A 20,231-nucleotide genomic window follows, 5' to 3' on the forward strand; every position below is an offset into this window, starting at 1 on the left:
CCGTTCGCGCCGCGAGATTGACGACAATCAAACCTTACTTCACTACCGGGAAAAAACCACGATGCGACTTCTCCACACCATGCTGCGCGTTGGCAATCTTCAGCGCTCCATCGATTTCTACACCCTGGTGCTGGGAATGAAGCTGCTGCGCACTTCTGAAAACCCTGATTACAAATACAGCCTGGCCTTTGTCGGTTATGAAGGCAACCCGGCGCAAGCCGAAATCGAGTTGACCTACAACTGGGGTACTGAAAGCTACGACATGGGCAGCGCCTACGGCCATATCGCGCTGGGCGTGCCGGACGCCGGCGCGGCCTGCGAGAAAATCAGGGCGGCTGGCGGCAGCATCACGCGCGAAGCCGGCCCGGTCAAGGGTGGCAGCACGGTAATCGCCTTTGTGACCGATCCGGACGGCTACAAGATCGAGTTGATCCAGCGCGCCGAAGGTACGGGCGGCGGCGGCCTGCGTTGATGCGTCAGGCAAGTGAAGTGCGTGAAGCGATGGCGGTCCGCGCACACTAATCGTCACGGGGCTCAACAACGCTTGGCATCCCTGCCCAAATACACTTTGTGTTAACCGCGGCGCTTTGGCCTAGCCGCGCTTGCTTACTTCCCATTCACTCGCGCCAAACAGCGTCAATCCGGTACTTTCCACCAGCAGATGCAGCGCCTTGAAGCGTGCCGTAGTTCGGCACCGGCTAGCGGGCATCGCCAGACGGCGCAGGCTCGTGGCGAACCCCTGCAATGCCCGCAGCGGCAGGCGATACCCCGACTTGTGCGCTAGCAGCAGCCAGACGGCTCGTGGCAAGCCTTGGCGCTCGGCTTCCATGGCACAGTGCCGAAGCCGAAATTGGCTCAGGCGGGTACCCTGCGAAGGCCGGCCGTATCAAGCGCAAGCTGGGTGATGTGAGCCCAGTCACAAGCCTGGAGCGCAGCTGCGGGAACCAGCCAGGAGCCTCCCACGCACACCACATTGGGCAATGCCAGAAACTCGGACGCGTTCTGCAGCGTCACCCCCCCGGTAGGACAAAATCGCACATCGCCGAATGGCCCGCTCCATGCGTTCAGCATAGATGGGCCACCGGCCTGCATGGCGGGGAAAAATTTCAGATCCGTCAGTCCGTCTTCCTGCGCCATCATGATTTCGCTGCCGGTGGCCACGCCGGGCAGCAGCGGCAAGCCGGCGTCGCGGCAAGCCTGCCCGACGGAGTGGGTATAACCCGGACTCACGGCAAATCGGGCACCGGCCATGGCGCAGGCCTGCGCATCGGCAGCGCTGCGCACCGTGCCCGCGCCGACCACGGCCTCGGGCACATCACGGGCAATCGCTTCAATGCAGGCCAGCGCCCGCGGTGTGCGCAAGGTGACTTCAAGCATGCGGATGCCGCCCGCCACCAGGGCGCGGGCCAGCAGCACGGCCTGCCGGGTATCGGTCAGCACAATTACCGGAATAACGGGAGCATCCAGCATCACCTGCAGGGCGGTCAGCTTTTCAGCGGTGTAGAGATTTCGATCCATCTTTACAACCATGATTGCGCTCCTTCTTCGGCCGTCAGCGCGCTGCGGCGCATACCGGCAAACAATCCACGACCTAAACCGATGCCGTTGCGCTGGCACAAATCGTCTGGCATGAGCGCCACCGGGCGAGCGGCCCACTCCGCCTCGGCAACCCTGACATTAAGTTCGCCCGACAGCGCATCGACACGGATCACGTCACCGTCACGCACCTTGGCCAGCGGACCGCCCGCAACAGCTTCTGGCGACACATGAATGGCCGCCGGCACCTTCCCCGAAGCGCCACTCATTCGCCCGTCGGTGACCAGCGCCACCCTGAAACCCTTGCCCTGCAACACCGCAAGTGGCGGTGTAAGTTTGTGCAGCTCAGGCATGCCGTTGGCTTGCGGGCCTTGCCAGCGCACCACGCAGACCACGTCGCGTTCCAGTTCGCCTGCGTTAAACGCCACATGCAAAGCCTCCTGAGAGTCAAAAACACGGGCTGGCGCTTCAATCACATGCCGGTCATCGGGCACGGCAGATACCTTGATCACGCTGCGCCCCAGGTTGCCCCGAAGCAGTTTGAGGCCACCGCTGGGACTGAATGGCCGCGCAACGGGTCGCACAATCGTTTCATCTTTGGAGTTGCCCGCGTCATGCCAGACCAGCACCGATGAAGCAGAGCCATCCAGCGCGGGTTCGCGTGTGTACTCGCGGATGCCGCCATCCCGCACCGTCAGCACGTCTTCGTGCATGAAGCCGGCATCGAGCAACTCGCGAATCACCAGCCCGGTGCCACCTGCGGCCTGGAACTGGTTCACGTCGGCGCTGCCATTGGGGTATACATGCGTCAGCAACGGCACCACATCGGACAGCGCCGAGAAATCATTCCAGTCAATCACTATGCCGGCCGAATGCGCCACCGCCACCCAGTGAATCAGGTGGTTGGTCGAGCCGCCCGTAGCCAGCAGTGCCACCATGGCATTGACGATGGCTCGTTCGTCGACGATCTGGCCGATGGGCGCAAAGCGTTTTGATTTGATGATGCCAAGCGCGGTACGCGTGGCCTCCCGCGTCAGTTCGTCACGCAGAGCGCCCCCGGGAGCCACGAAAGCGGTTCCGGGAACGTGCAGACCCATCGCCTCCATCAGCATCTGATTACTGTTGGCCGTGCCATAAAACGTACAGGTACCGGGGCTGTGATAAGACTTGAGTTCGGCGTCAAGCAAGCCCTCGCGGCCCACCAGTCCCTGTGCTGCCTGCTCGCGCACGCGCGCTTTTTCCTTGTTGGGCAGACCGGAGGGCATGGGGCCCGCAGGCACAAATACCGTGGGCAGGTGCCCGAACTGCAGCGCGCCGATCAACAAGCCAGGCACGATTTTGTCGCAAACGCCCAGCATCAACGCCGCATCAAACATGTCATGCGACAGCGCCACCGCCGTGCCCATGGCAATCACATCGCGGCTGAACAGGCTGAGCTCCATGCCGCTGGTGCCCTGCGTGACGCCGTCACACATCGCTGGCACGCCGCCCGCCACTTGCGCTGTGGCACCGTGCTTGCGAGCTTCATCTTTTATCAACGCGGGATAGCTTTGCAGTGGCGTATGCGCCGACAGCATGTCGTTGTAGGCGGTGACAATGCCGATGTTTGGCGCGCGTTCGGTCACGACCTTGAATTTGTCGTTCGGCGGCATGCCGGCCACGGCATGCGCAATATTGGCGCAACCCATGCGGTCCATGCTGGGCGCGCGCTTGCTGTCCGAGTCCAGCTGCGCCAGATAGGCGCTGCGTGTAGCGCGGCTGCGCTCTACGATCCGCTCCGTAATGTCTGAAACTGCTGAGTGAAGAGCCATGCCATCCCACCTTATAACTTTGTGCCAGACTTGATTATGTAACTTTATTACTTAAGCGATGGTAACGGGGTACCACGCCTGTTCAGCCTCTCATGGTTACTTTGTGGTTACCAAATTAGGCGTAAAAAAACCCGCAGAGCAATGCCGCTGCAGGTGCTTTCATACTAACCAAAGCTCGCGCAACCCGGCCAGGCTTGTCTCGGCTCATTCAAGGCTGATTTCTGCCCGGCGCGCTTCGGCATCACTGCCGCTGCCATGGACCTGTTCGGTTTTTTTGACTTCGATCTGCCCTTCTGCCACGCCGGCAGCTTTCAACGCATCACGCACCGCCAGCGCCCGCTGCCTGGCCAGTTCGGCATTTTTGGCAGCGTCTCCGGTCGCATCGTGAAACCCTGAAATCACCAGCTTGTGGCCGGCCCTGGCACCCTTGAGCAGATCAGCCAGAGCCTGGGTGGCACCTGCCGCAAGATCGGCCTTGCCGGATGCAAAATAAAACTTCACCACGCCCTGCTCGACCTTGACGGTGGCTGCATCCGAGGCTGCCTGCGCGGCACTGGTGGTCAGTTGCGCCGGCAACGGGCTCGCTGGCGGGGTTGCCAGTGACGGGGGAACCGCGGCATAGCCGGTTTTCGTAAAGGCAGCATTCCTGGAAACAACCACACCAAGAACCAGAGCAAGGACCAATGCGATCAGCCCGAAAACAACAAACAATGTCAGGTGTTGCTCGCTGTCATCAGCTTGAGAAAACATCGCTCACTCCCTTTGAAAATAGTCAACCTCATTGTAAAGTGCGCTTGTGCAAACCCCAGCCAAACTGAGCGCCCGATCAGCGGTCCGCCGCGATTCCGCCGAGCTGCTAAAAATCGTCATGGACGAATGGGACGGCGAGTCGGACCTGTGGGTCTTCGGCTATGCGTCGCTGATCTGGCGGCCCGAATTCGAATTTTCAGAAGAGCGTTTTGCCACCCTGCATGGCTACCATCGCGCACTGAAGATGTGGAGCCATGTGAACCGCGGAACGCCTGCGCTTCCAGGTCTGGTGTTCGGACTCCTGCCGGGAGGCTGTTGCAAGGGCATGGTGTTTCGCCTGCCACGAGCTCGCGTGGCCGATGCCCTGTCCGCCCTTTGGGAGCGCGAAATGCCCAACGCGGTGTATGACCCGAAATCGCTGCGCTGCCGCACTTCGCAAGGGGACGTCAGAGCGCTGGCCTTTACCCTGTCAAGACACAGTCCCAGCCATACTGGCGTGCTGAGCGAGGACCGTTATCGGCAGATTTTCTCCAGCGCATGCGGGCGTTACGGCAGCACCCGGGACTACGCCCAGCTGACCTATGACAAACTGCGCACACTGGGAATTCACGACTCGGCACTTGGAAAACTGCTGCAACTGGTTGCCCCATGATGCCCCGCGAACCATCGACCCGCAACCGCATGCAGCACCGGGCCCGGTCTTTATACTTCCTTCATGTCACAACAAAACCTTCCCATTGCCGACCTTCGCAAAAGCTACGAGCGCGCCGAACTCAATGAAGACGCTTCGGATGCCGACCCATTGGGTCAATTTGACAAGTGGCTCAGCGACGCCATCGCAGCGCAGGTGCCCGAGGCCAATGCGATGACGCTGGCGACGGTGGCGGGCGATTTACGCCCTTCCACACGGGTGGTGCTGATCAAGGGTTTTGACGCGCGGGGTATCGTCTGGTATACCAACTACCATAGCCGCAAGGGCGTGGAACTGGCCGGAAACCCTTATGCCGCCTTGCAATTTCATTGGGTTGAGCTGGAGCGCGTCGTGCGTATTGAAGGTTTGGTGGAGAAAGTCTCCGCCGAAGAAAGCGACGCCTACTTCCACAGCCGGCCACTCGATTCGCGCATTGGCGCATGGGCCAGCCCGCAGAGTGAAGTGATTTCCAGCCGTAGCGTGCTGGTGGTCAATGCGGCGAAATACGGCGCGAAATTCATGCTGCAGCCGCCGCGTCCGCCGCACTGGGGCGGCTACCGCCTCAAGCCTGACAACTGGCAGTTCTGGCAGGGCCGGAAAAGCCGCCTGCATGACCGCCTGCGTTATACCCAACTGCCTGATGCCAGCTGGCTGCGTGAACGCCTGGCGCCCTAAACCGTCTGTGCCATCAAGGGCTCAATCCGCTCGATGGCCTGGTGCTCCACCGCCTTTAGCTGTTCAGCGCTCACCTCGCCGGGGGCAATTTCAGCCAGCGGCACAAGCACGAATGCCCGCAGCGCCATGCGCGGATGCGGTACCGTAAGCCAGACCGAATCGATACGGGCGCTGCCATACAACAGCAGGTCCAGATCCAGAGTACGCGGCGCGTTGCGGTAAGGTCGTTCGCGCCCGGCCAGCAATTCAAGCGCTTGCAGCTGGGCAAGCAAGTCCGGCGCACTCAGGCCGGTCTCGATGGCCACCACCGCATTGACATAATCGGCACCCCGTGCACGGGCTTCGTCGCCGGAATCGGTGTCCAGCGGTGAGGTTTTGTAGAGGCTGGAAGCTTGATGAACGCGGGTCTGCGGCAAGCCGTGCAAGGCCTTCACGGCCCACCGCAAAGCAACCACCGCATCGCCAAGATTGGCGCCCAAAGCGACGTACGCAACGACTAAGGAAGATTGACGACGCGATTCGCCCCGCTGCTGATCACCGACCCGCATTGTCAAACCGCCGCATTCAGGCGCTGCCGGTCGCGTCTGGCCCTGCACGCTCGCCGGCACTGCCTTCGCCCTCGGCGGCATCGGGCGCCGCCCGGCTGGTGGGTTTACGGCGGCGACGGCGTTTTTTGGCGGGTGTCACTTCAACTTCTTCCAGCAATGGACTGGCCGCATCGGTTGCGCCGCGGCTGGAGCCGGAGGAGTCAACCGGCAAGCCATGGTTGGAACCGACGACACCGGAATCGGGTCGCTTTACCCTAACCCGCGCATGCTGCGGCTTTTTCAATTGTGCCTCGCGCACGGCTTCAATCATCTCGTGACGCTCGTCGTCGTAGGCGGTGCTGAATTTTTCCCACCATTCGGCCAGCGCTGGGTCAATCTCACCGATCTGACCGCGCAAACGCAAAAAATCAAAACCTGCGCGAAAGCGCGGCTGATCCAGCAGCGAGTAAGGTGAGCTGCCGACACGCTTTTCAAAACGCGGCTGCATGGTCCAGATTTCGCGCATGTCGATTCCCAGCTTGCCGCGTCCCGATACATCGCCAATTTTGGCGTTGAAAGCTTCGTCAATCGCATCTTGCAAGGCCGGCATGGCGGGCTCGCCGCGCGTCAGGCGTTTGTCCCAGCCTCCGCGCACATCGGACCACAGCACGCAAGACAACAAAAAGCTGGGCGCTACCGGCTTGCCTTCACCGACCCGGCGGTCGGTATCTTGCAACGCCAGCTTCAGGAAGGGGTCGTCGGCCATTTCAACCACCACGTCGAGCAAGGGATAAATGCCGGTGCCCAACCCAAGCGCCTTGAGTTGCTCAATGCTGGCGAGCGCGTGTCCAGTCTGGAGCAGCTTGAGCATTTCGTCAAAAAGGCGTGACTGCGGCACATCAGCCAGCAGCCCCCTCATTTCACGCAACGGTGCCGCCGTCTTGTCTTCAAATCTGAAACCCAGCGCATTGAGCTTGGCGGCGAAACGCACGGCCCGAATAATGCGCACCGGGTCTTCACGGTAGCGAAGCGCCGGATTGCCGATCATGCGAACGATTTTCTTCTTCGCATCGGCAATGCCGTTGTGGTAATCGACCACGATCTGGGTTTCAGGGTCGTAGTACATGGCATTGATGGTGAAATCGCGCCGCGCAGCGTCTTCTTCCATTGGGCCCCAGACGTTGTCGCGCAGCACACGGCCGGACGCATCGACAGCGTGTTTCATGCCGGCGAGCTGGCTTTTGCTGGTTCGCTCGTTGCCGCCGACCTGCTCTGCCAGGCTGCTGTCCAGGTGCGCGCGAAAGGTCGAAACTTCAATCACTTCATGCTCGCGTCCACGACCATAAATGACGTGGACAATTCGAAAACGCCGGCCAATGATAAAAGCCCGGCGGAACAAGGATTTAACCTGCTCGGGCGTTGCGTCGGTGGCCACGTCAAAATCCTTGGGCCGCAAGCCCACCAGCAAATCGCGCACTGCACCGCCCACAATGTACGCCTGATACCCCGCCTGCTTGAGCGTATGCACCACGTCCATGGCGCGTTCGTCAACCAGTTTGGGGTTGATTCCATGGTCCTTGGCCTCAATGTCGTAACGTTTACCGAAAGGAGATTTTTTTCCCCGTTTGGGGCCGGACTCTGCGCTGTCTGATTTGCCAAACAGCTTGTCGATGAATTTTTTTATCATGATTTTGTAAAACGATGCCCAGCAAGCCCGGGTTGCGCGGCAGCAACCTCGGCCCCACCGGGTCGGGACCATCCGCCGTTGCGCAGTCCCCGAAGATTAAAACAGATCAAGTATGCGCCATCCGCGCTCGGTGGCCAGCGCACGCAGGCGCTCATCCGGGTTGGTCGCAACCGGCAAGGAAACCTTCTCCAGCAAGGGAAGATCGTTCATGGAATCTGTATAAAACGTGGTTTCCACATCGTTCCAGCCCCATTCGTGGGCGGCGAGCCAGGCTTCGACCCGCGCCACTTTCCCTTCGCGAAAAGAAGGTATACCCCGGATTTCACCCGTAATTTCGCCCCTGACGTCGCGCTCCAACTCCACCGCGATCAACTCGGTGACACCAAAAGCACCGGCAATCGGGCGGGTCACAAACTCGTTGGTGGCCGTCACAATCACCAACGCCTCACCAGCCGCCCGGTGCTGCCCGACCAGGGCCAGCGCCTGATGTGTGATGGATTTTTGCACAACTTCGGCCATGAAACGGGCGTGAGCAGCTATTGAATTAATAGCGCCTTGCTCACGAATTGCGTGGGTCGCAAAGCGAACATACTCGTGAATATCGAGCGTGCCGGCCTGGTATTGCGCGAAGAATCCGGCATTGCGGCGCCTGAACTCCAAGCCATCACACCAGCCTAGAGCGAAAGTGAATTCGCTCCATTCGTAATCGGAATCAATCGGGATCAACGTGTGGTCCAGATCAAATAAGGCTATTTTTTTCTTCTGGGTCATTGACTTTCCAGCATCGATTTAAGCAGCGGAATCGTGACGGCACGCTTGGTCTGCAGGGCGTAGCCGTCCAGCTGGTCCAGCAATTGCATAAGGCTCCCCAGGTCCCGCGAAAAGCGTGTCAGCATGAAATCCATCACTTCGTCGCTTAAAAAAACGCCACGTGCATCGGCTTCACGCCGGAGCACGGAGCGACACTCGACCTCGCTCAGAACCTGCAGGGCGAAAACATGGCCCCAACCCAGACGCGAACGCAGGTCCTCGCGCAGGACCAGATCAGCCGGCGGCACGTTGCCAGCAGCCAACACCCAGCGCGGATTTCCGTCGGCGGCGTTCAGCGCGTTGACAAACCAGTTGAAAGCCACGCGCTGCTGAACTGCCGTATATAGATGGCAGTCGTCAAGAATGACGACCGACCAGGACTCGTCAAACTCCGGCGGCTCCAGCATGGAGGCGTCCATCCGGCCAGTTGAAGCACCCTGGCCGCGCAGGATTTCGCTGACGGCCTTGAGCAGATGCGTCTTCCCGCTGGCCGCCTCGCCCCACAGGTAAGTGGGCACCGGCGAACGCAGCGGATTGGCGGCCGAGAGCTCAAGGTGCCTGACCGCAGCCGCGTTCGGCCCGCTAAAAAAATTAGCGAACGAAGGGTCGGATGCCAGTCCGATATCCAGTGCGATTTGCTTCATGCCGATCGTTGTCATGCTCATCCGTTATAGAGCTTGCTGGTCATATAACTTGCACGCAGACGCCGGATCGCAACCAGCAGCACGGCACTGGCGGGCAACGCAATCAGCACGCCGATAAATCCGAGCAACTGGCCAAAAGCGAGCAAGGAAAAAATGGCGACCAGCGGGTGCAAGCCGATGCGTTCGCCAACCAGGCGGGGCGTCAGGAAGAAACTTTCAACCAATTGACCGGCACCATAAACGCCCACGACCACCAATACACCGTATAGGTTGCCAAACTGCAAAATCCCGGCCAGGAAAGCCAGCAACAGGCCCAGACCAAAGCCCAGGTACGGAATGAAAAAGGCCAGCCCGGTGAATACGCCCACCGGCACGGCCAGATCAAAGCCGAACAGCGCCAGTGCCACACTGAAATATACCGCCAGCACCCCCATTACGAGCAGTTGTCCACGCAGATATTGGCCCAGTACCGAGTCGGCTTCATCAATAAAGCTGTCAAACGACTGGCGCAGTTTGGGAGGCACCAGCTCGATGATGACCGCGACAAAACGATTCCAGTCCTTGAGCAAAAAGAACAGCGCCACCGGAATCAACACCAGATTGCCCACAATCGCCAGCGCCACGCTGCCACCCAGCTTGAGCGAGGACAGGACCGAACCCATGGCTTCTTCCCAATTGGTATTGAGGTATTTAAGAATAAAGGCCTTGATGCTGCCCACATCCAGTGCCACATTGACGCCAAACTGCGCCAGCCACGGACTCAACGCGTTGTTGAGCCGGCCAGCCAGCAGTGGTAGCTGCTCACGGAGCAAAGGCAGTTCCTTGGCAAAAATCGGAACTACCAGCAACAGGATTGACAGAACAACCAGCACGAACATGGTTTCCACCATCAGTACGGCCAACACACGCGGCAATCTGCCCCGGCCCATGTCATCGAGTTTGTCCACCACCGGCGTGAGCGCATAAGCCAGCACCGCGGCCACCACAAACGGCGTCAGCACCGGCCCCAGAAACCACAGCGCCAGCACTACCAGCAAGGCAATCAGGCACCAGGTCGCAGCACGTTTTTGGGTAGAAGTGAATTGCATAAGACCTCGGGTAGAGCTTGCATGCGCAAGCCTGGAAAAGGCCGCCGGATGGGAGCCTTTAGAATCGCAGGCTGAATTCTATCGGGCTTGCAGAACTGCTTCAGGCCGCCGCCCGCCCGCCAGAACGCACCCCTACCGCATTAAAACCTGACACCATGACAACTTCCTCCTCTACTCCCCTGAGCTACAAAGACGCTGGCGTTGACATTGACGCGGGTGACGCCCTGGTCGAACGCATCAAGCCGCTGGCAAAAAAAACCATGCGCGAAGGCGTGCTGGCGGGCATTGGCGGCTTTGGCGCGCTGTTCGAGGTACCCAAGCGCTATAAGGAACCGGTGCTGGTCAGCGGCACCGACGGCGTGGGCACCAAGCTGAAGCTGGCTTTTGAATGGAATATGCACGACACCGTGGGTATTGACCTGGTGGCCATGAGCGTCAATGACGTGCTGGTGCAAGGCGCCGAACCGCTTTTTTTTCTGGATTACTTTGCCTGCGGCAAGCTCGATGTGGACACAGCGGCAGCCGTCGTTGGCGGGATTGCAAAAGGCTGTGAGTTAAGCGGTTGCGCGCTGATTGGCGGCGAAACCGCTGAAATGCCCGGCATGTATCCCACTGGCGAATACGACCTGGCCGGATTTGCCGTCGGCGCGGTTGAAAAATCAAAAATACTGACCGGCAAGGACGTCATGGCCGGTGACGCCGTGCTCGGCCTGGCCAGCAGCGGCGTGCATTCCAACGGTTTCAGCCTGGTGCGCAAATGCATCGAACGCGCTGGAGCCGACTTGCCCGTCACGCTGGACGGAAAACCTTTCCGGGAGGCGCTGATGGAGCCGACCCGCCTGTACGTGAAAAACGTGTTGGCGGCGCTGGCGGCACACCCGATCAAGGCGCTGGCCCACATCACCGGCGGCGGCCTGCTTGAAAACATTCCACGCGTGCTGCCTGAAGGCAGCGCTGCGCATCTGACAAAAGGCAGCTGGCCGCAAACCGAGCTGTTTGCCTGGTTACAAAAGACCGCGGCTATTTCCGATTTTGAGATGAACCGCACCTTTAACAACGGCATTGGCATGGTGGTGGTGGTGGGTGCCGCCAGCGCCGAGGCCACGGCTCAGACCCTGCGTGAAGCCGGTGAACAGGTTTATGAGATTGGCGTGATTGCTGCGCGCGCCGACGGCGCTGCAGCCGTCATCGTCAGCTGAATTTCGGCCGGGAAGCCAAAGCACCACTGGAAATTTTGAAAATGCTATGAATACCATAGCTACGAATGACCATAAAACATGGACGTCAACGGGTATTCGTTGAAATAAAATGGCTTAGGCGGTTTCAGCGAGGTCCCTGGCGCAACTCGGCCAGGCGCGCGGCAATGGCATCAATGTCAAGCGCGTCGCCGGCATGCGCCAGATAAGTTTCAAGGTCTGCCACCGCACGCGCCACTTCACCCTGAGCCGCCCAGGCCAGCCCACGGTCCCGATACTCCGGCCAGGCATCGGGCTGCAAGACGATCAGGCGGTCCTGCACGGCAATCAGGCGCGGCCAGTCTTCCTGGGTTTTATGAATGTCCTGCAGGTTGCGCAGCATGCGGCTGATGATCTCGCGTGGTGGCGTGGATTGCAGATACAGCCCCATGGGCACCTCAAATTCATCGCCCACGCCGCCACGCTGCCTGAAAGGCTCCAGGCGCTCGGCCAGTTCTTCGCGACTCAAGGACTGGCCATTAAACGGGTCAATCACCACCTGGCCCTTGGGAAGGTTGACCTTGACCATGAAATGTCCGGGAAAAGCCACCCCTCGCGCGTTCAGGCCCAGACCCATAGCCAGTTCCAGCCAGAGCACCGCAAGCGTGATCGGAATTCCGCGACGCGTGCGCAGCACGGTATTGAGATAGCTGTTGTCCGGGTCGTAGTAGTCGTTGATGTTGCCGCCGAAGCCCAGATCGCGAAAGAAGAACTGGTTCAGCGCGCGCAAGCGCTGCAGTTCCGGCGCGTCACCGGGAAGGCGGCGCTTTAGGCGCGCCAGCAACTGGTCAACATCTCCAAGAATCTGTTCCACGTCCAGTTCCGGATACTCATCCTGAGCCAGACAGACGGCGGTCTCAAGCAAGGGAAAATGCGTATCGCTTTGCACGAGGCTGGAAAAATACTGCAGCGGAGACGGTACGGCCAAATTTAATTGCATGACGCTACTTTCTCACAAACCGGAAGGGTTTTGATGATTCGATAACCCACACGCCTGAAAGCTTCGAAAACGGTAGCTTCCCGAGCGCCGGCCGGCCCGGAAGGAATGGAGAGAATTTTAGTGAGGATGCAAAACCCCGCTTGAAACAAATGACTTCTCGGTCGAGGCGCCCTGGCACCAGCCCGGCGCCGTCAGCCGGCTTGGCGGTCAGCCCTGCAGCCCGGACGGACTGGCCTGTTTGGCTGACGAGCCATTGCCAATCCGAGCCAGCCTGATCGCCGGTCCCCATCAGCGCCGCAGCAACTGCCGGAGTTTCAGTCCAGAAACCCAGAGCGCTACAAAATAAATAGCTGCTGACGCGCCAAGAACAAGGACTAGCAGCCCGATTCTCTGACCATAAAGGTGTTTCAGCCCGACCCAGTTGACCGCTTCGGCGGCCCATAGCAAAAACACCGCCAGAAGGGCGCTGGCGGCGAGCACTTGCAGCAAAAACTTGCCCCAGCCGGGGGCAGGCGCATAGCTGCCGCGCCGGATCAGCCCCACCAGCAGACACAGGGCATTGATCAGCGCACCGATGCCGATAGCGAGCGCCAGCCCGGCGTGCTGAAAATAGGGCACCAGTGCCAGATTAAGCAGCTGGGTGACGATCAGCACCACCACCGCAATACGAACTGGCGTCTTGATGTCCTGGCTGGCATAAAAACCGGGCGCCAGCACCTTGATCGCAACCAGGCCGAGCAGACCCGCGCCGTAGCCCATCAGGGCACGCGTGGTCTGCTGCACGTCACGGTCAGAAAAAGCGCCATAGTGATAGAGGGTCGCCACCAGAGGCTCGGCAAACGTCAGCAGCGCAACGGCGCAGGGCACCGCCAGCAACACCACGATGCGCAAGCCCCAGTCCAGCATGGCAGAGTACCTTGCGGCATCCCCCGCCCCCTTGGCCGCTGCGAGTTGCGGCATCAGCACCACGCCGATGGCGACACCCAGCATGGCGGTCGGGAATTCCATCAAACGGTCGGCGTAAGTCAGCCAGCTGACACTCCCGGGTGCCAGATGCGAAGCAATCTGGGTATTGATGAGCAGCGATATTTGCGCGACACTCACGCCCAATAAAGCCGGAATCATCAGTTTTGCTATGTTTTTTGTAGCTGGATCTGCCCATGCTTCCTTGACAACAGCCCAATTCCATCCAATTTTCGGCAGCATGTCGAGCCGCAGCAGTGCCGGCACCTGCACCGCCAGTTGCAGCGCTCCGCCCAACATCACACCCGCAGCCAAAGCATAGACCGGTTCCACATCAAGGGTCTTAAACCAGGGCGCACCAAGCCATGCTGCACCAATCATCGACAAGTTGAGCAATACCGGCGTAACGGCCGACACGGCAAACCGGCGCCAGGTATTGAGGATGCCGGACGATAGCGCCACCAGCGACATGAAGGCGATGTAGGGAAACATCCAGCGCGTCATGAACACGGCCGCTTCATAACCCTGTGGCTGCTGCTGCAAACCGCTGGCCATGGCCCAGACCAGCAGCGGTGCCGCCGCCACCCCGATGATGCAGGTCAGCAGCAGCGCCCAGGTCAGCAGCGTTGCGACCCGGTCAATCAGCAGCTTGGTTGCCGCTTCGCCGTTTTGCGATTTGCTGGCCGCCAATACCGGCACAAAGGCCTGGCTGAACGCGCCTTCGGCAAAGAGGCGGCGAAACAGGTTGGGAATTCGAAAAGCCACATTGAAAGCATCGGTCATGGCACTTGCGCCAAAGGTCGAGGCAATTAACAATTCCCGAACCAGACCGGTGATTCGCGACAGCAATGTAAAAAGGGAAACGGTGGAGGCGGATTTGAAAAGTGACACGACAGGAGTTTATGCGCTGGCGCTGAGCCTTTGCCAAAGCCTGCGAGCAAACGGCGGTCTGATGGCGCGGCGAGCCTGGACGCCCATCTATTTCCGCCCACTCTGGCAAAAAAATTTTTTGCCGCGCCATTTACAAAAATAAACGCCAAAGAATCCTGGGCCTCAGCTGGACGAACCCGGCCGCGCGCCAATTAGCGTTGTAGACGTACAAATTTTGTATATCCAGCGATGAGAAGCCGATCTTCAGGGATTGTGTGGGACTTCGAATCCTGAGAAAGTAAAAGCCTTCAAAACAATTTTTAGCCGGTGCTGGGCTTTAGCAGCACAGCGATATAGCTTTGAGCCGCGTACAAACCATGTCCATTTTTTTTTCCAAAAGGCGCTGTGCTACCGCCATACCGGTGCCGGCAATTATTTACCAGGGCGTGGGCCCAACCTGCGCGCTCTTATTTTTTGCAGCGATAGGTTTGCCCCCAGCCCAGGCGCAGGACCGGGCGCGGGGAGAGACAGACAAGACCCTTGGAGAGGTTGTCATCAGCGCCAGTCGCGCCGAGCAGCGCCGCTTTGATGCTCCCGGCGCCATCGACGCGGTGCAGGTCGATCCTTTTCGAAGCGCATCCCCCCTGGTCAACCTGTCGGAGCTGATGGGCAGCGTGCCGGGCCTGCAAATCCGCGACCGACAGAATTTTGCGCAGGATTTGCAGCTGTCAGTACGCGGTTTCGGCACCCGCTCAACGTTTGGCGTGCGCGGCGTGCGCATTTTGATCGACGGAATTCCGGCCACGATGCCAGATGGCCAGGGCCAGGCAGCCACTGCCAGCCTGACTTCGGCCAAGCGCATCGAGCTGCTGCGCGGACCGCTGGCCCAGCTCTACGGCAATGCAGCAGGCGGCGTATTGCAGGTTTTCACCAAAGATCCGCCGATCACTCCAGACCGGCCCGAATACAGCCTGTCAGCGGGTGGAGGGTCAGACCGGCAGCGCCATCTCGCCGCTGCAATAGCTGGCGGTGGCGAAACCTTGGGCGGGCTGCTGGACATCTCGAATTATTCGACCGACGGTTTTCGCGACCACAGCGCCGCCCGGCGCGAGCAGCTCAATGCCAAAGTGCTTGCCAGGCCATCGAACGACACGACCCTTACCGGCATCGTCAACCTGTTCAACCAGCCCCTGGCGCAGGACCCGCTGGGGTTGAGCCATTCGCAGTTCGACCAGAACCCCCGCCAGGTGATTCCGGCAGCCCGCAACTTCAACACCCGCAAGACCATCGAGCAGCAGCAGGCCGGCGCGGTCATGGAACACAAACTATCAGCCAGCGACACGCTCAATGCCCGCGTCTATGGCGGCATGCGCAAAGTCGATCAAAAACTTGCCTTCCTGAACAATGGCGTGGTGGATCTTGATCGAACCTATGGGGGCGTGGGAGCCAGCTGGACGCATGCCATGCAGGTCAATCAGCTGCCGGTGCGATGGACTGTTGGCATAGAGGCCGACCAGCTGCGCGAAACCCGCAAGGGTTTTGACAATATCGGGGGCAACAACGGGCCTTTGCGTCGCCATGAAGACAACACAGCGCGCAACACCGATGTTTTTGGTCAGATCGACTGGACATTTTTACAGGACTGGCAGGCGATTGCTGGAATTCGCGCGAGCCGGGTACGCTTCAGCGTCGATGACCGATTCAACCCGGCCGCCAGCAACACCAGTGGCAGCGTGGAATACCGCAACACCAGTCCGGTCGCCGGACTGGTCTGGCATGCCAACGAAGCGCTCAATGTCTATGCCAACCTGGGGACTGGTTTTGAGACGCCCACCCTCGCTGAAAGCGCCTACCGCCCGGGCGGCGCGCCCGGACCCAACTTAGCGCTCAAAGCCTCTAAAAGCGCGCAAGGAGAAATCGGTGTCAAGCTGCGCAGTGGCCGGCACATCTTTGACGCCGCGCTGTTCGAGGCCAGAGGCACCGACGAAATCGTGTCGTCGCAGTCCAGTGGCGGCCGCGCCATCTTCCAGAATGCCGATCGCACGCGCCGGCGTGGCGTCGAAGCGTCCTGGTCGGCAAAATGGCCGGGTCTTGCCACACGCATGGCCTATACCCTGCTCGATGCGCGCTTCTGGTCGCCGTATCTTGGCGCCCAAGGCATGGTACCCGCCGGAAATAGCTTACCGGGCGCGCCCAGGCACAGCCTGTTTGCCGATCTGGAGGGCAGCGTACTGCAAGGGCTCAAAGCGGGGCTGGAAATGCGCGTCGAGAGCAAGACCTACGTGAACGACCTCAATAGTGACGCGGCACCAGGCTACGCCGTTTTCAATGCACGTCTAAGTCAGGAATTTCAGTTCAACGGCGTGAAGCTGCTGCTGTATGGGCGCCTTGATAACCTGTTCGACAGGAATTACGCGGGCTCGGTGATCGTGAACGACAGCAACGGACGCTACTTTGAACCAGCGCCGGGAAGACGCTTGTTTGTGGGACTACGAACCCTGTTTTAAAAACTTTTGCGGTGACCACCTGACCAGTGCTCTCGTCTCATCGTTTTTTAGAAAGCTGTTTTGAAAACGCAAAACGCATTCAACTGCATTTCTATCCTGCTGCTGACTTGCTGCATCAGCCAGCCGGCATTTGCACAGAAAGGGGCGGACCGGATCAATATCAACGGCGAGTTTGTTCTGGCAGCCAAGGCGGGCCGGACTGAACGAGTGACGGCTTTGCTCACCGAGGGTGCAGCGGTCAATTCGCGTGATCGCAACGGGGACTCGCCACTCAACATGGCGGCAAGCAAAGGCAACGAGGCGCTGGCAGATATCCTGATGCGGGCGGGTGCTGACGTCAATCTTGCCAATATTGCAGGCGTGACGCCATTGATGGGAGCGGCATTCAGCGGCAATGCGCAACTCGCTCGCAAGCTGATGGCCGCCGGCGCAAAGACTGACCCCATTGATCAGGTCAAAAAGAACGCGGCGATTTATGCCGCAGGCGTTGGCTGCAAAGAATGCCTGGCAGCATTGCTGCGCGCCGGCGCGCCGGTCAATGCAAGACTGGAAAACGATGAAACGCTGCTGATGTGGGCGGCCGGTTATGGGCATGTATCGACAGTGCAGTTCCTTCTTGACCAAGGCGCTGACCGCAGCTTGAAGGACAACCGTGGCAAAACCGCTGCCGACATTGCACGCGACGGGAACTTCACGGCGGTGGCAAAACTGCTTGAGACGAACTGACACACTCGGGGCATTCCCTGAAGCTGACCGGCTGAGCCCAATCAAACAGTGAAAGTTGACCACGATTGATTCGGCAATTTATAGCAATTGAAACAACTGAAACAGAGTCAACGTCCACCCCCCAAAATGCAGTGAAAGCACATAATTTCAATTGAATAACCGAGCATAAAGGAGAGAAATAAAAGGGAAGAATCCGGGGCAGCGTCGTTCCGCTACATGTCATGACCGCCCTTTTGAAAGCGAAACCCGCTGTTGTCTTGGATGAGGGCGTTACCCGAGGAGACAAATCATGGGATTGCAACAAAAAACCAGTCTGGCCGCGATGCTGGTTCTGTATGTCGCGGGTGCCGCACAAAGCCAGGAAATTCAGGGACAAAAGAGCAAGGCCAGAGGATTGCCCGCCATCAGGACAATCAGCGTTTCGCAAGCGCAGCTGAACAGCGCAGGCAAGCAAGACAGGGACTGGCTGCACACGAACGGTGACTATGCTCAGACCCGCTTTTACCCTGGTAAACAGATCAACACGGGCAATGTCAAAAACCTCAGGCCGGAGTTCAGTTTCCAGACCGAGGTGCGCGAATCCATGGAAACGGCGCCCATCGTCATCGATGGCGTCATGTACATGACGACTTCTTACAACCATGTCTATGCACTTGATGCCACCAGCGGCAGGGAGTTCTGGCACTACAAGCACAAGATGGGACCTTTCACCACCTTCTGCTGCGGGCCCAACAACCGCGGCGTCGCCATTGAGGGCGGAAAGCTGTTCATGGGCACGCTGGATGCCAAGCTGGTGGCGTTGGATGCCCAGAGCGGCAAGCTCCTCTGGGAAACCGAAATTGCCGACCCCGAAAAAGGTTACAGCGAAACCATGGCCCCAACCGTCATCGACGGCAAGGTGCTGATCGGCACCAATGGCGGGGAATATGGCATCCGCGGCTTCGTCAAGGCCTTCGATGCCAGTGACGGCAAACTGCTCTGGACTTTTTATACGATTCCCGAGCAGGGCCATGAAGGCGTATGGGCCGAGAAAGATGCCACCGGCCGCAACATGAAACGCGATATCAAGACCGAGAAAGAACAACTTGCGCGCAACAGCAGTTTCTATCAGACACTCGGTGGCGGCGTCTGGATGAATCCGGCCATCGATCTGAAGAGCCGTACCATTTTCTTTGTCGTAGGCAATCCGTCGCCAGACCTGTACGGTGCTGAACGTCCGGGTGACAACTTGTACACCGAATCGCTGGTTGCCGTCGATCTCGACAGTGGCAAGTACAAATGGCACTTCCAGTACATCGCGCATGACGTTTGGGATCTCGACGCTGTCAGCCCGCCAGTCCTGACTGATGTAAAAGACAGCACCGGCAAGATGATCCCGGCCATCCTTCATGGCGGCAAAACGGGTCATATTTACGTACATGACCGCAAAGACGGCAAACTGATCCGCTTTTCTGAAGCCATGATTCCGCAGGAGAATATGTGGACCCTGCCCACTGAACAAGGTGCACGCATGTTGCCGGGGGCCAATGGAGGCGTTGAATGGTCACCGATGGCGCTCAACGAGAAGCTGCGCCTGGCTTATGCACTCAACCTGCATCAACCGATGACCTACCAGGTTGAAAAAGCGGCTTATCCGGGCGGCAAGTTGTGGCTAGGCGGCGCCTTCAAAACCATTGAAGGCGAGGAGCAGTGGGGACGTGTAGCAGCGGTCAACGTTGACACCGGCAAGATCTCGTGGAAATTCGATACCGAGCAGCCGTTGATTGCCGGTGCGTTGGCCACCGCCGGCGATCTGGTGTTCTATGGCGAGGGTAATGGCCTGTTTCGTGCGCTTGACGCCCGCAACGGCAAGCTGCTGTGGGAATACCAATGCGGCGCAGGCGCCAACGCCATGCCGGTGTCCTATTCGGTCAAGGACCGGCAGTATGTCGCGATGGGCTGCGGTGGCAATACTCAACTCGACTTCAAGCGCGGCAACACGATGTTCGTGTATGCGCTACCCAAGAAATAAATCCAGCGAGTGGACAAGCGCCTCACGTAAAAACAGCAGGATCGAAAAACCTGCGGCGTCAGGGATGCCACTGCAGTCGAGGGTGACGGTGCGTACCAGGAGAAATCAGGTTGAAAACCACTCATTTGTATGCCTCTGTCATGGCCGGTATCGGAACCTGTCTGGTTTACCTGCCCGTGGCGAACGCTCAAGACATTGAAGCCGGCCGTGCCAAGGCCCAGGTTTGCGCAGCGTGCCACGGTAGTGACGGCAATTCGACTGCGGGCAACTTTCCCAATCTCGCGGGACAGAACTGGCGCTATATCTACGTTCAACTCAAGGACTTCAAGGAAGGCCGACGCAGCGATGCGGTGATGAGTCCCATGGCGACATCGTTAAGCCGCGAAGACATGATGGCTCTTGGCAACTTCTATGCAGCCCAACAACCCAAGCCCTCTACCTTCAAGACGGACGAAACCAAAGTCAAGCTGGGCAAGGCCAAGGCCGATGAAACCCTGTGCGCAATGTGCCACCTCGGCGGCTTCTCGGGCCAGAACGAGATTCCACGCGTTGCGGGCCAGCAATATGACTACGTGGTCAAGCAAATGAAGGATTTCAAGGCGCGCATACGTACCAACGATGCGGGCAATATGACCAGCGTGGCGCAAACCCTGAGTGATTCGGATGTCGAAAATCTTGGACATTACATCGCCAGCTTGCGCTAGAACCTTAATATGAAGCCGCTCTACAACCGCACTGCCATATCGATTCACTGGTGTAT

At 59.1% G+C, this 20,231-nt stretch carries 19 protein-coding genes and 1 pseudogene; 9 read left to right on the forward strand and 11 right to left on the reverse strand.

All coding sequences use genetic code 11. The annotated features are described in order from the left end of the window. Positions 1-61: 61 nt before the first annotated feature. Positions 62-472, forward strand: coding sequence for a lactoylglutathione lyase (gloA, locus tag HHJ19_RS16890; RefSeq protein WP_296909025.1), 411 nt, complete (start codon positions 62-64; stop codon positions 470-472). Between the two features lie 123 nt (positions 473-595). Here gloA and HHJ19_RS16895 read toward each other — a convergent pair. The 4 genes and pseudogenes from HHJ19_RS16895 to HHJ19_RS16910 all read right to left on the reverse strand — a co-directional run. Next, positions 596-823, reverse strand: a pseudogene (locus HHJ19_RS16895) (IS5/IS1182 family transposase); the annotation flags it as partial. Positions 824-855: 32 nt separating this feature from the next. Then, the gene (gene eda / locus HHJ19_RS16900) at positions 856-1,518 is read right to left on the reverse strand and encodes a bifunctional 4-hydroxy-2-oxoglutarate aldolase/2-dehydro-3-deoxy-phosphogluconate aldolase (RefSeq protein WP_296909039.1); all 663 of its coding nucleotides are present in this window, start codon (positions 1,516-1,518) and stop codon (positions 856-858) included. A gap of 2 nt (positions 1,519-1,520) precedes the next feature. Beyond that, entirely contained in the window at positions 1,521-3,347 is a 1,827-nt protein-coding gene (edd, locus tag HHJ19_RS16905; protein WP_296909026.1) for a phosphogluconate dehydratase, read from the reverse strand. A gap of 204 nt (positions 3,348-3,551) precedes the next feature. After that, positions 3,552-4,097 (reverse strand): OmpA family protein, encoded by a 546-nt coding sequence (locus HHJ19_RS16910; protein ID WP_296909027.1) that lies wholly within the window; start codon positions 4,095-4,097, stop codon positions 3,552-3,554. Between the two features lie 118 nt (positions 4,098-4,215). Between HHJ19_RS16910 and HHJ19_RS16915 the strand changes: the two genes are divergently transcribed. Together HHJ19_RS16915 and pdxH are read left to right on the forward strand one after the other, a co-directional pair. Then, positions 4,216-4,749, forward strand: coding sequence for a gamma-glutamylcyclotransferase (locus HHJ19_RS16915; protein WP_296909040.1), 534 nt, complete (start codon positions 4,216-4,218; stop codon positions 4,747-4,749). Between the two features lie 63 nt (positions 4,750-4,812). Then, positions 4,813-5,463, forward strand: coding sequence for a pyridoxamine 5'-phosphate oxidase (gene pdxH / locus HHJ19_RS16920; RefSeq protein ID WP_296909028.1), 651 nt, complete (start codon positions 4,813-4,815; stop codon positions 5,461-5,463). Here the strand turns inward: pdxH and folK are convergent. From folK to HHJ19_RS16945, 5 genes are all read right to left on the reverse strand, one after another. Next, positions 5,460-6,011 (reverse strand): 2-amino-4-hydroxy-6-hydroxymethyldihydropteridine diphosphokinase, encoded by a 552-nt coding sequence (gene folK / locus HHJ19_RS16925; protein ID WP_296909029.1) that lies wholly within the window; start codon positions 6,009-6,011, stop codon positions 5,460-5,462. The genes pdxH and folK overlap by 4 nt on opposite strands. A 16-nt stretch (positions 6,012-6,027) precedes the next feature. After that, positions 6,028-7,677 (reverse strand): polynucleotide adenylyltransferase PcnB, encoded by a 1,650-nt coding sequence (pcnB, locus tag HHJ19_RS16930; protein ID WP_296909030.1) that lies wholly within the window; start codon positions 7,675-7,677, stop codon positions 6,028-6,030. Between the two features lie 96 nt (positions 7,678-7,773). Beyond that, positions 7,774-8,448, reverse strand: a complete 675-nt coding sequence (locus HHJ19_RS16935) for an HAD family phosphatase (protein ID WP_296909031.1) — start codon at positions 8,446-8,448, stop codon at positions 7,774-7,776. Further along, positions 8,445-9,131, reverse strand: a complete 687-nt coding sequence (hda, locus tag HHJ19_RS16940) for a DnaA regulatory inactivator Hda (RefSeq protein ID WP_296909041.1) — start codon at positions 9,129-9,131, stop codon at positions 8,445-8,447. Before hda ends, HHJ19_RS16935 begins: the two co-directional genes overlap by 4 nt. A 17-nt stretch (positions 9,132-9,148) precedes the next feature. Next, a complete protein-coding gene (locus HHJ19_RS16945) occupies positions 9,149-10,219 on the reverse strand; it encodes an AI-2E family transporter (RefSeq protein WP_296909032.1) in 1,071 nt (356 codons plus the stop codon). Positions 10,220-10,374: 155 nt separating this feature from the next. On the opposite strand from HHJ19_RS16945, the gene purM reads away from it, so the two are divergent. After that, positions 10,375-11,418: a phosphoribosylformylglycinamidine cyclo-ligase gene (purM, locus tag HHJ19_RS16950; protein WP_296909033.1), complete on the forward strand. Its 1,044-nt coding sequence runs from the start codon at positions 10,375-10,377 to the stop codon at positions 11,416-11,418. Positions 11,419-11,542: 124 nt separating this feature from the next. Here the strand turns inward: purM and HHJ19_RS16955 are convergent, their stop codons facing one another. Together HHJ19_RS16955 and murJ are read right to left on the reverse strand one after the other, a co-directional pair. Continuing rightward, positions 11,543-12,394: a tetratricopeptide repeat protein gene (locus tag HHJ19_RS16955; RefSeq protein WP_296909034.1), complete on the reverse strand. Its 852-nt coding sequence runs from the start codon at positions 12,392-12,394 to the stop codon at positions 11,543-11,545. A 288-nt stretch (positions 12,395-12,682) separates the two neighbouring features. Next, the gene (gene murJ, locus HHJ19_RS16960) at positions 12,683-14,248 is read right to left on the reverse strand and encodes a murein biosynthesis integral membrane protein MurJ (protein WP_296909035.1); all 1,566 of its coding nucleotides are present in this window, start codon (positions 14,246-14,248) and stop codon (positions 12,683-12,685) included. On the opposite strand from murJ, the gene HHJ19_RS16965 reads away from it, so the two are divergent. The 5 genes from HHJ19_RS16965 to HHJ19_RS16985 all read left to right on the forward strand — a co-directional run bounded on the left by HHJ19_RS16965 (position 14,139) and on the right by HHJ19_RS16985 (position 20,175). Next, positions 14,139-14,390: a hypothetical protein gene (locus HHJ19_RS16965; protein ID WP_296909043.1), complete on the forward strand. Its 252-nt coding sequence runs from the start codon at positions 14,139-14,141 to the stop codon at positions 14,388-14,390. The two genes, murJ and HHJ19_RS16965, sit on opposite strands and share 110 nt — an antisense overlap. Positions 14,391-14,604: 214 nt before the next feature. Further along, positions 14,605-16,734 (forward strand): TonB-dependent receptor, encoded by a 2,130-nt coding sequence (locus tag HHJ19_RS16970; RefSeq protein WP_296909036.1) that lies wholly within the window; start codon positions 14,605-14,607, stop codon positions 16,732-16,734. Between the two features lie 60 nt (positions 16,735-16,794). Further along, positions 16,795-17,460 carry an ankyrin repeat domain-containing protein gene (locus HHJ19_RS16975; RefSeq protein ID WP_296909037.1) on the forward strand — a complete coding sequence of 222 codons (666 nt, stop codon included), beginning with the start codon at positions 16,795-16,797 and terminating at the stop codon, positions 17,458-17,460. 289 nt (positions 17,461-17,749) lie between these two features. Continuing rightward, complete coding sequence (locus HHJ19_RS16980; protein ID WP_296909038.1) at positions 17,750-19,471, forward strand: PQQ-binding-like beta-propeller repeat protein; 1,722 nt, start codon at positions 17,750-17,752, stop codon at positions 19,469-19,471. Between the two features lie 140 nt (positions 19,472-19,611). Further along, positions 19,612-20,175 carry a c-type cytochrome gene (locus HHJ19_RS16985; RefSeq protein ID WP_296909042.1) on the forward strand — a complete coding sequence of 188 codons (564 nt, stop codon included), beginning with the start codon at positions 19,612-19,614 and terminating at the stop codon, positions 20,173-20,175. Positions 20,176-20,231 lie beyond the last annotated feature (56 nt).

The sequence above is a fragment of the Polaromonas sp. genome, assembly GCF_012927415.1.
In the GTDB taxonomy this organism is placed as follows: Bacteria; Pseudomonadota; Gammaproteobacteria; order Burkholderiales; family Burkholderiaceae_C; genus Polaromonas.

Coding starts and splice junctions, on each gene's coding strand:
- gloA (WP_296909025.1), top strand. CDS start 62: ATGCGACTTCTCCACACCATGCTGCGCGTTGGCAATCTTCAGCGCTCC.
- eda (WP_296909039.1), bottom strand. CDS start 1,518: ATGGATCGAAATCTCTACACCGCTGAAAAGCTGACCGCCCTGCAGGTG.
- edd (WP_296909026.1), bottom strand. CDS start 3,347: ATGGCTCTTCACTCAGCAGTTTCAGACATTACGGAGCGGATCGTAGAG.
- HHJ19_RS16910 (WP_296909027.1), bottom strand. CDS start 4,097: ATGTTTTCTCAAGCTGATGACAGCGAGCAACACCTGACATTGTTTGTT.
- HHJ19_RS16915 (WP_296909040.1), top strand. CDS start 4,216: ATGGACGAATGGGACGGCGAGTCGGACCTGTGGGTCTTCGGCTATGCG.
- pdxH (WP_296909028.1), top strand. CDS start 4,813: ATGTCACAACAAAACCTTCCCATTGCCGACCTTCGCAAAAGCTACGAG.
- folK (WP_296909029.1), bottom strand. CDS start 6,011: ATGCGGGTCGGTGATCAGCAGCGGGGCGAATCGCGTCGTCAATCTTCC.
- pcnB (WP_296909030.1), bottom strand. CDS start 7,677: ATGATAAAAAAATTCATCGACAAGCTGTTTGGCAAATCAGACAGCGCA.
- HHJ19_RS16935 (WP_296909031.1), bottom strand. CDS start 8,448: ATGACCCAGAAGAAAAAAATAGCCTTATTTGATCTGGACCACACGTTG.
- hda (WP_296909041.1), bottom strand. CDS start 9,131: ATGAAGCAAATCGCACTGGATATCGGACTGGCATCCGACCCTTCGTTC.
- HHJ19_RS16945 (WP_296909032.1), bottom strand. CDS start 10,219: ATGCAATTCACTTCTACCCAAAAACGTGCTGCGACCTGGTGCCTGATT.
- purM (WP_296909033.1), top strand. CDS start 10,375: ATGACAACTTCCTCCTCTACTCCCCTGAGCTACAAAGACGCTGGCGTT.
- HHJ19_RS16955 (WP_296909034.1), bottom strand. CDS start 12,394: ATGCAATTAAATTTGGCCGTACCGTCTCCGCTGCAGTATTTTTCCAGC.
- HHJ19_RS16965 (WP_296909043.1), top strand. CDS start 14,139: ATGGCACTTGCGCCAAAGGTCGAGGCAATTAACAATTCCCGAACCAGA.
- HHJ19_RS16970 (WP_296909036.1), top strand. CDS start 14,605: ATGTCCATTTTTTTTTCCAAAAGGCGCTGTGCTACCGCCATACCGGTG.
- HHJ19_RS16980 (WP_296909038.1), top strand. CDS start 17,750: ATGGGATTGCAACAAAAAACCAGTCTGGCCGCGATGCTGGTTCTGTAT.
- HHJ19_RS16985 (WP_296909042.1), top strand. CDS start 19,612: ATGGCCGGTATCGGAACCTGTCTGGTTTACCTGCCCGTGGCGAACGCT.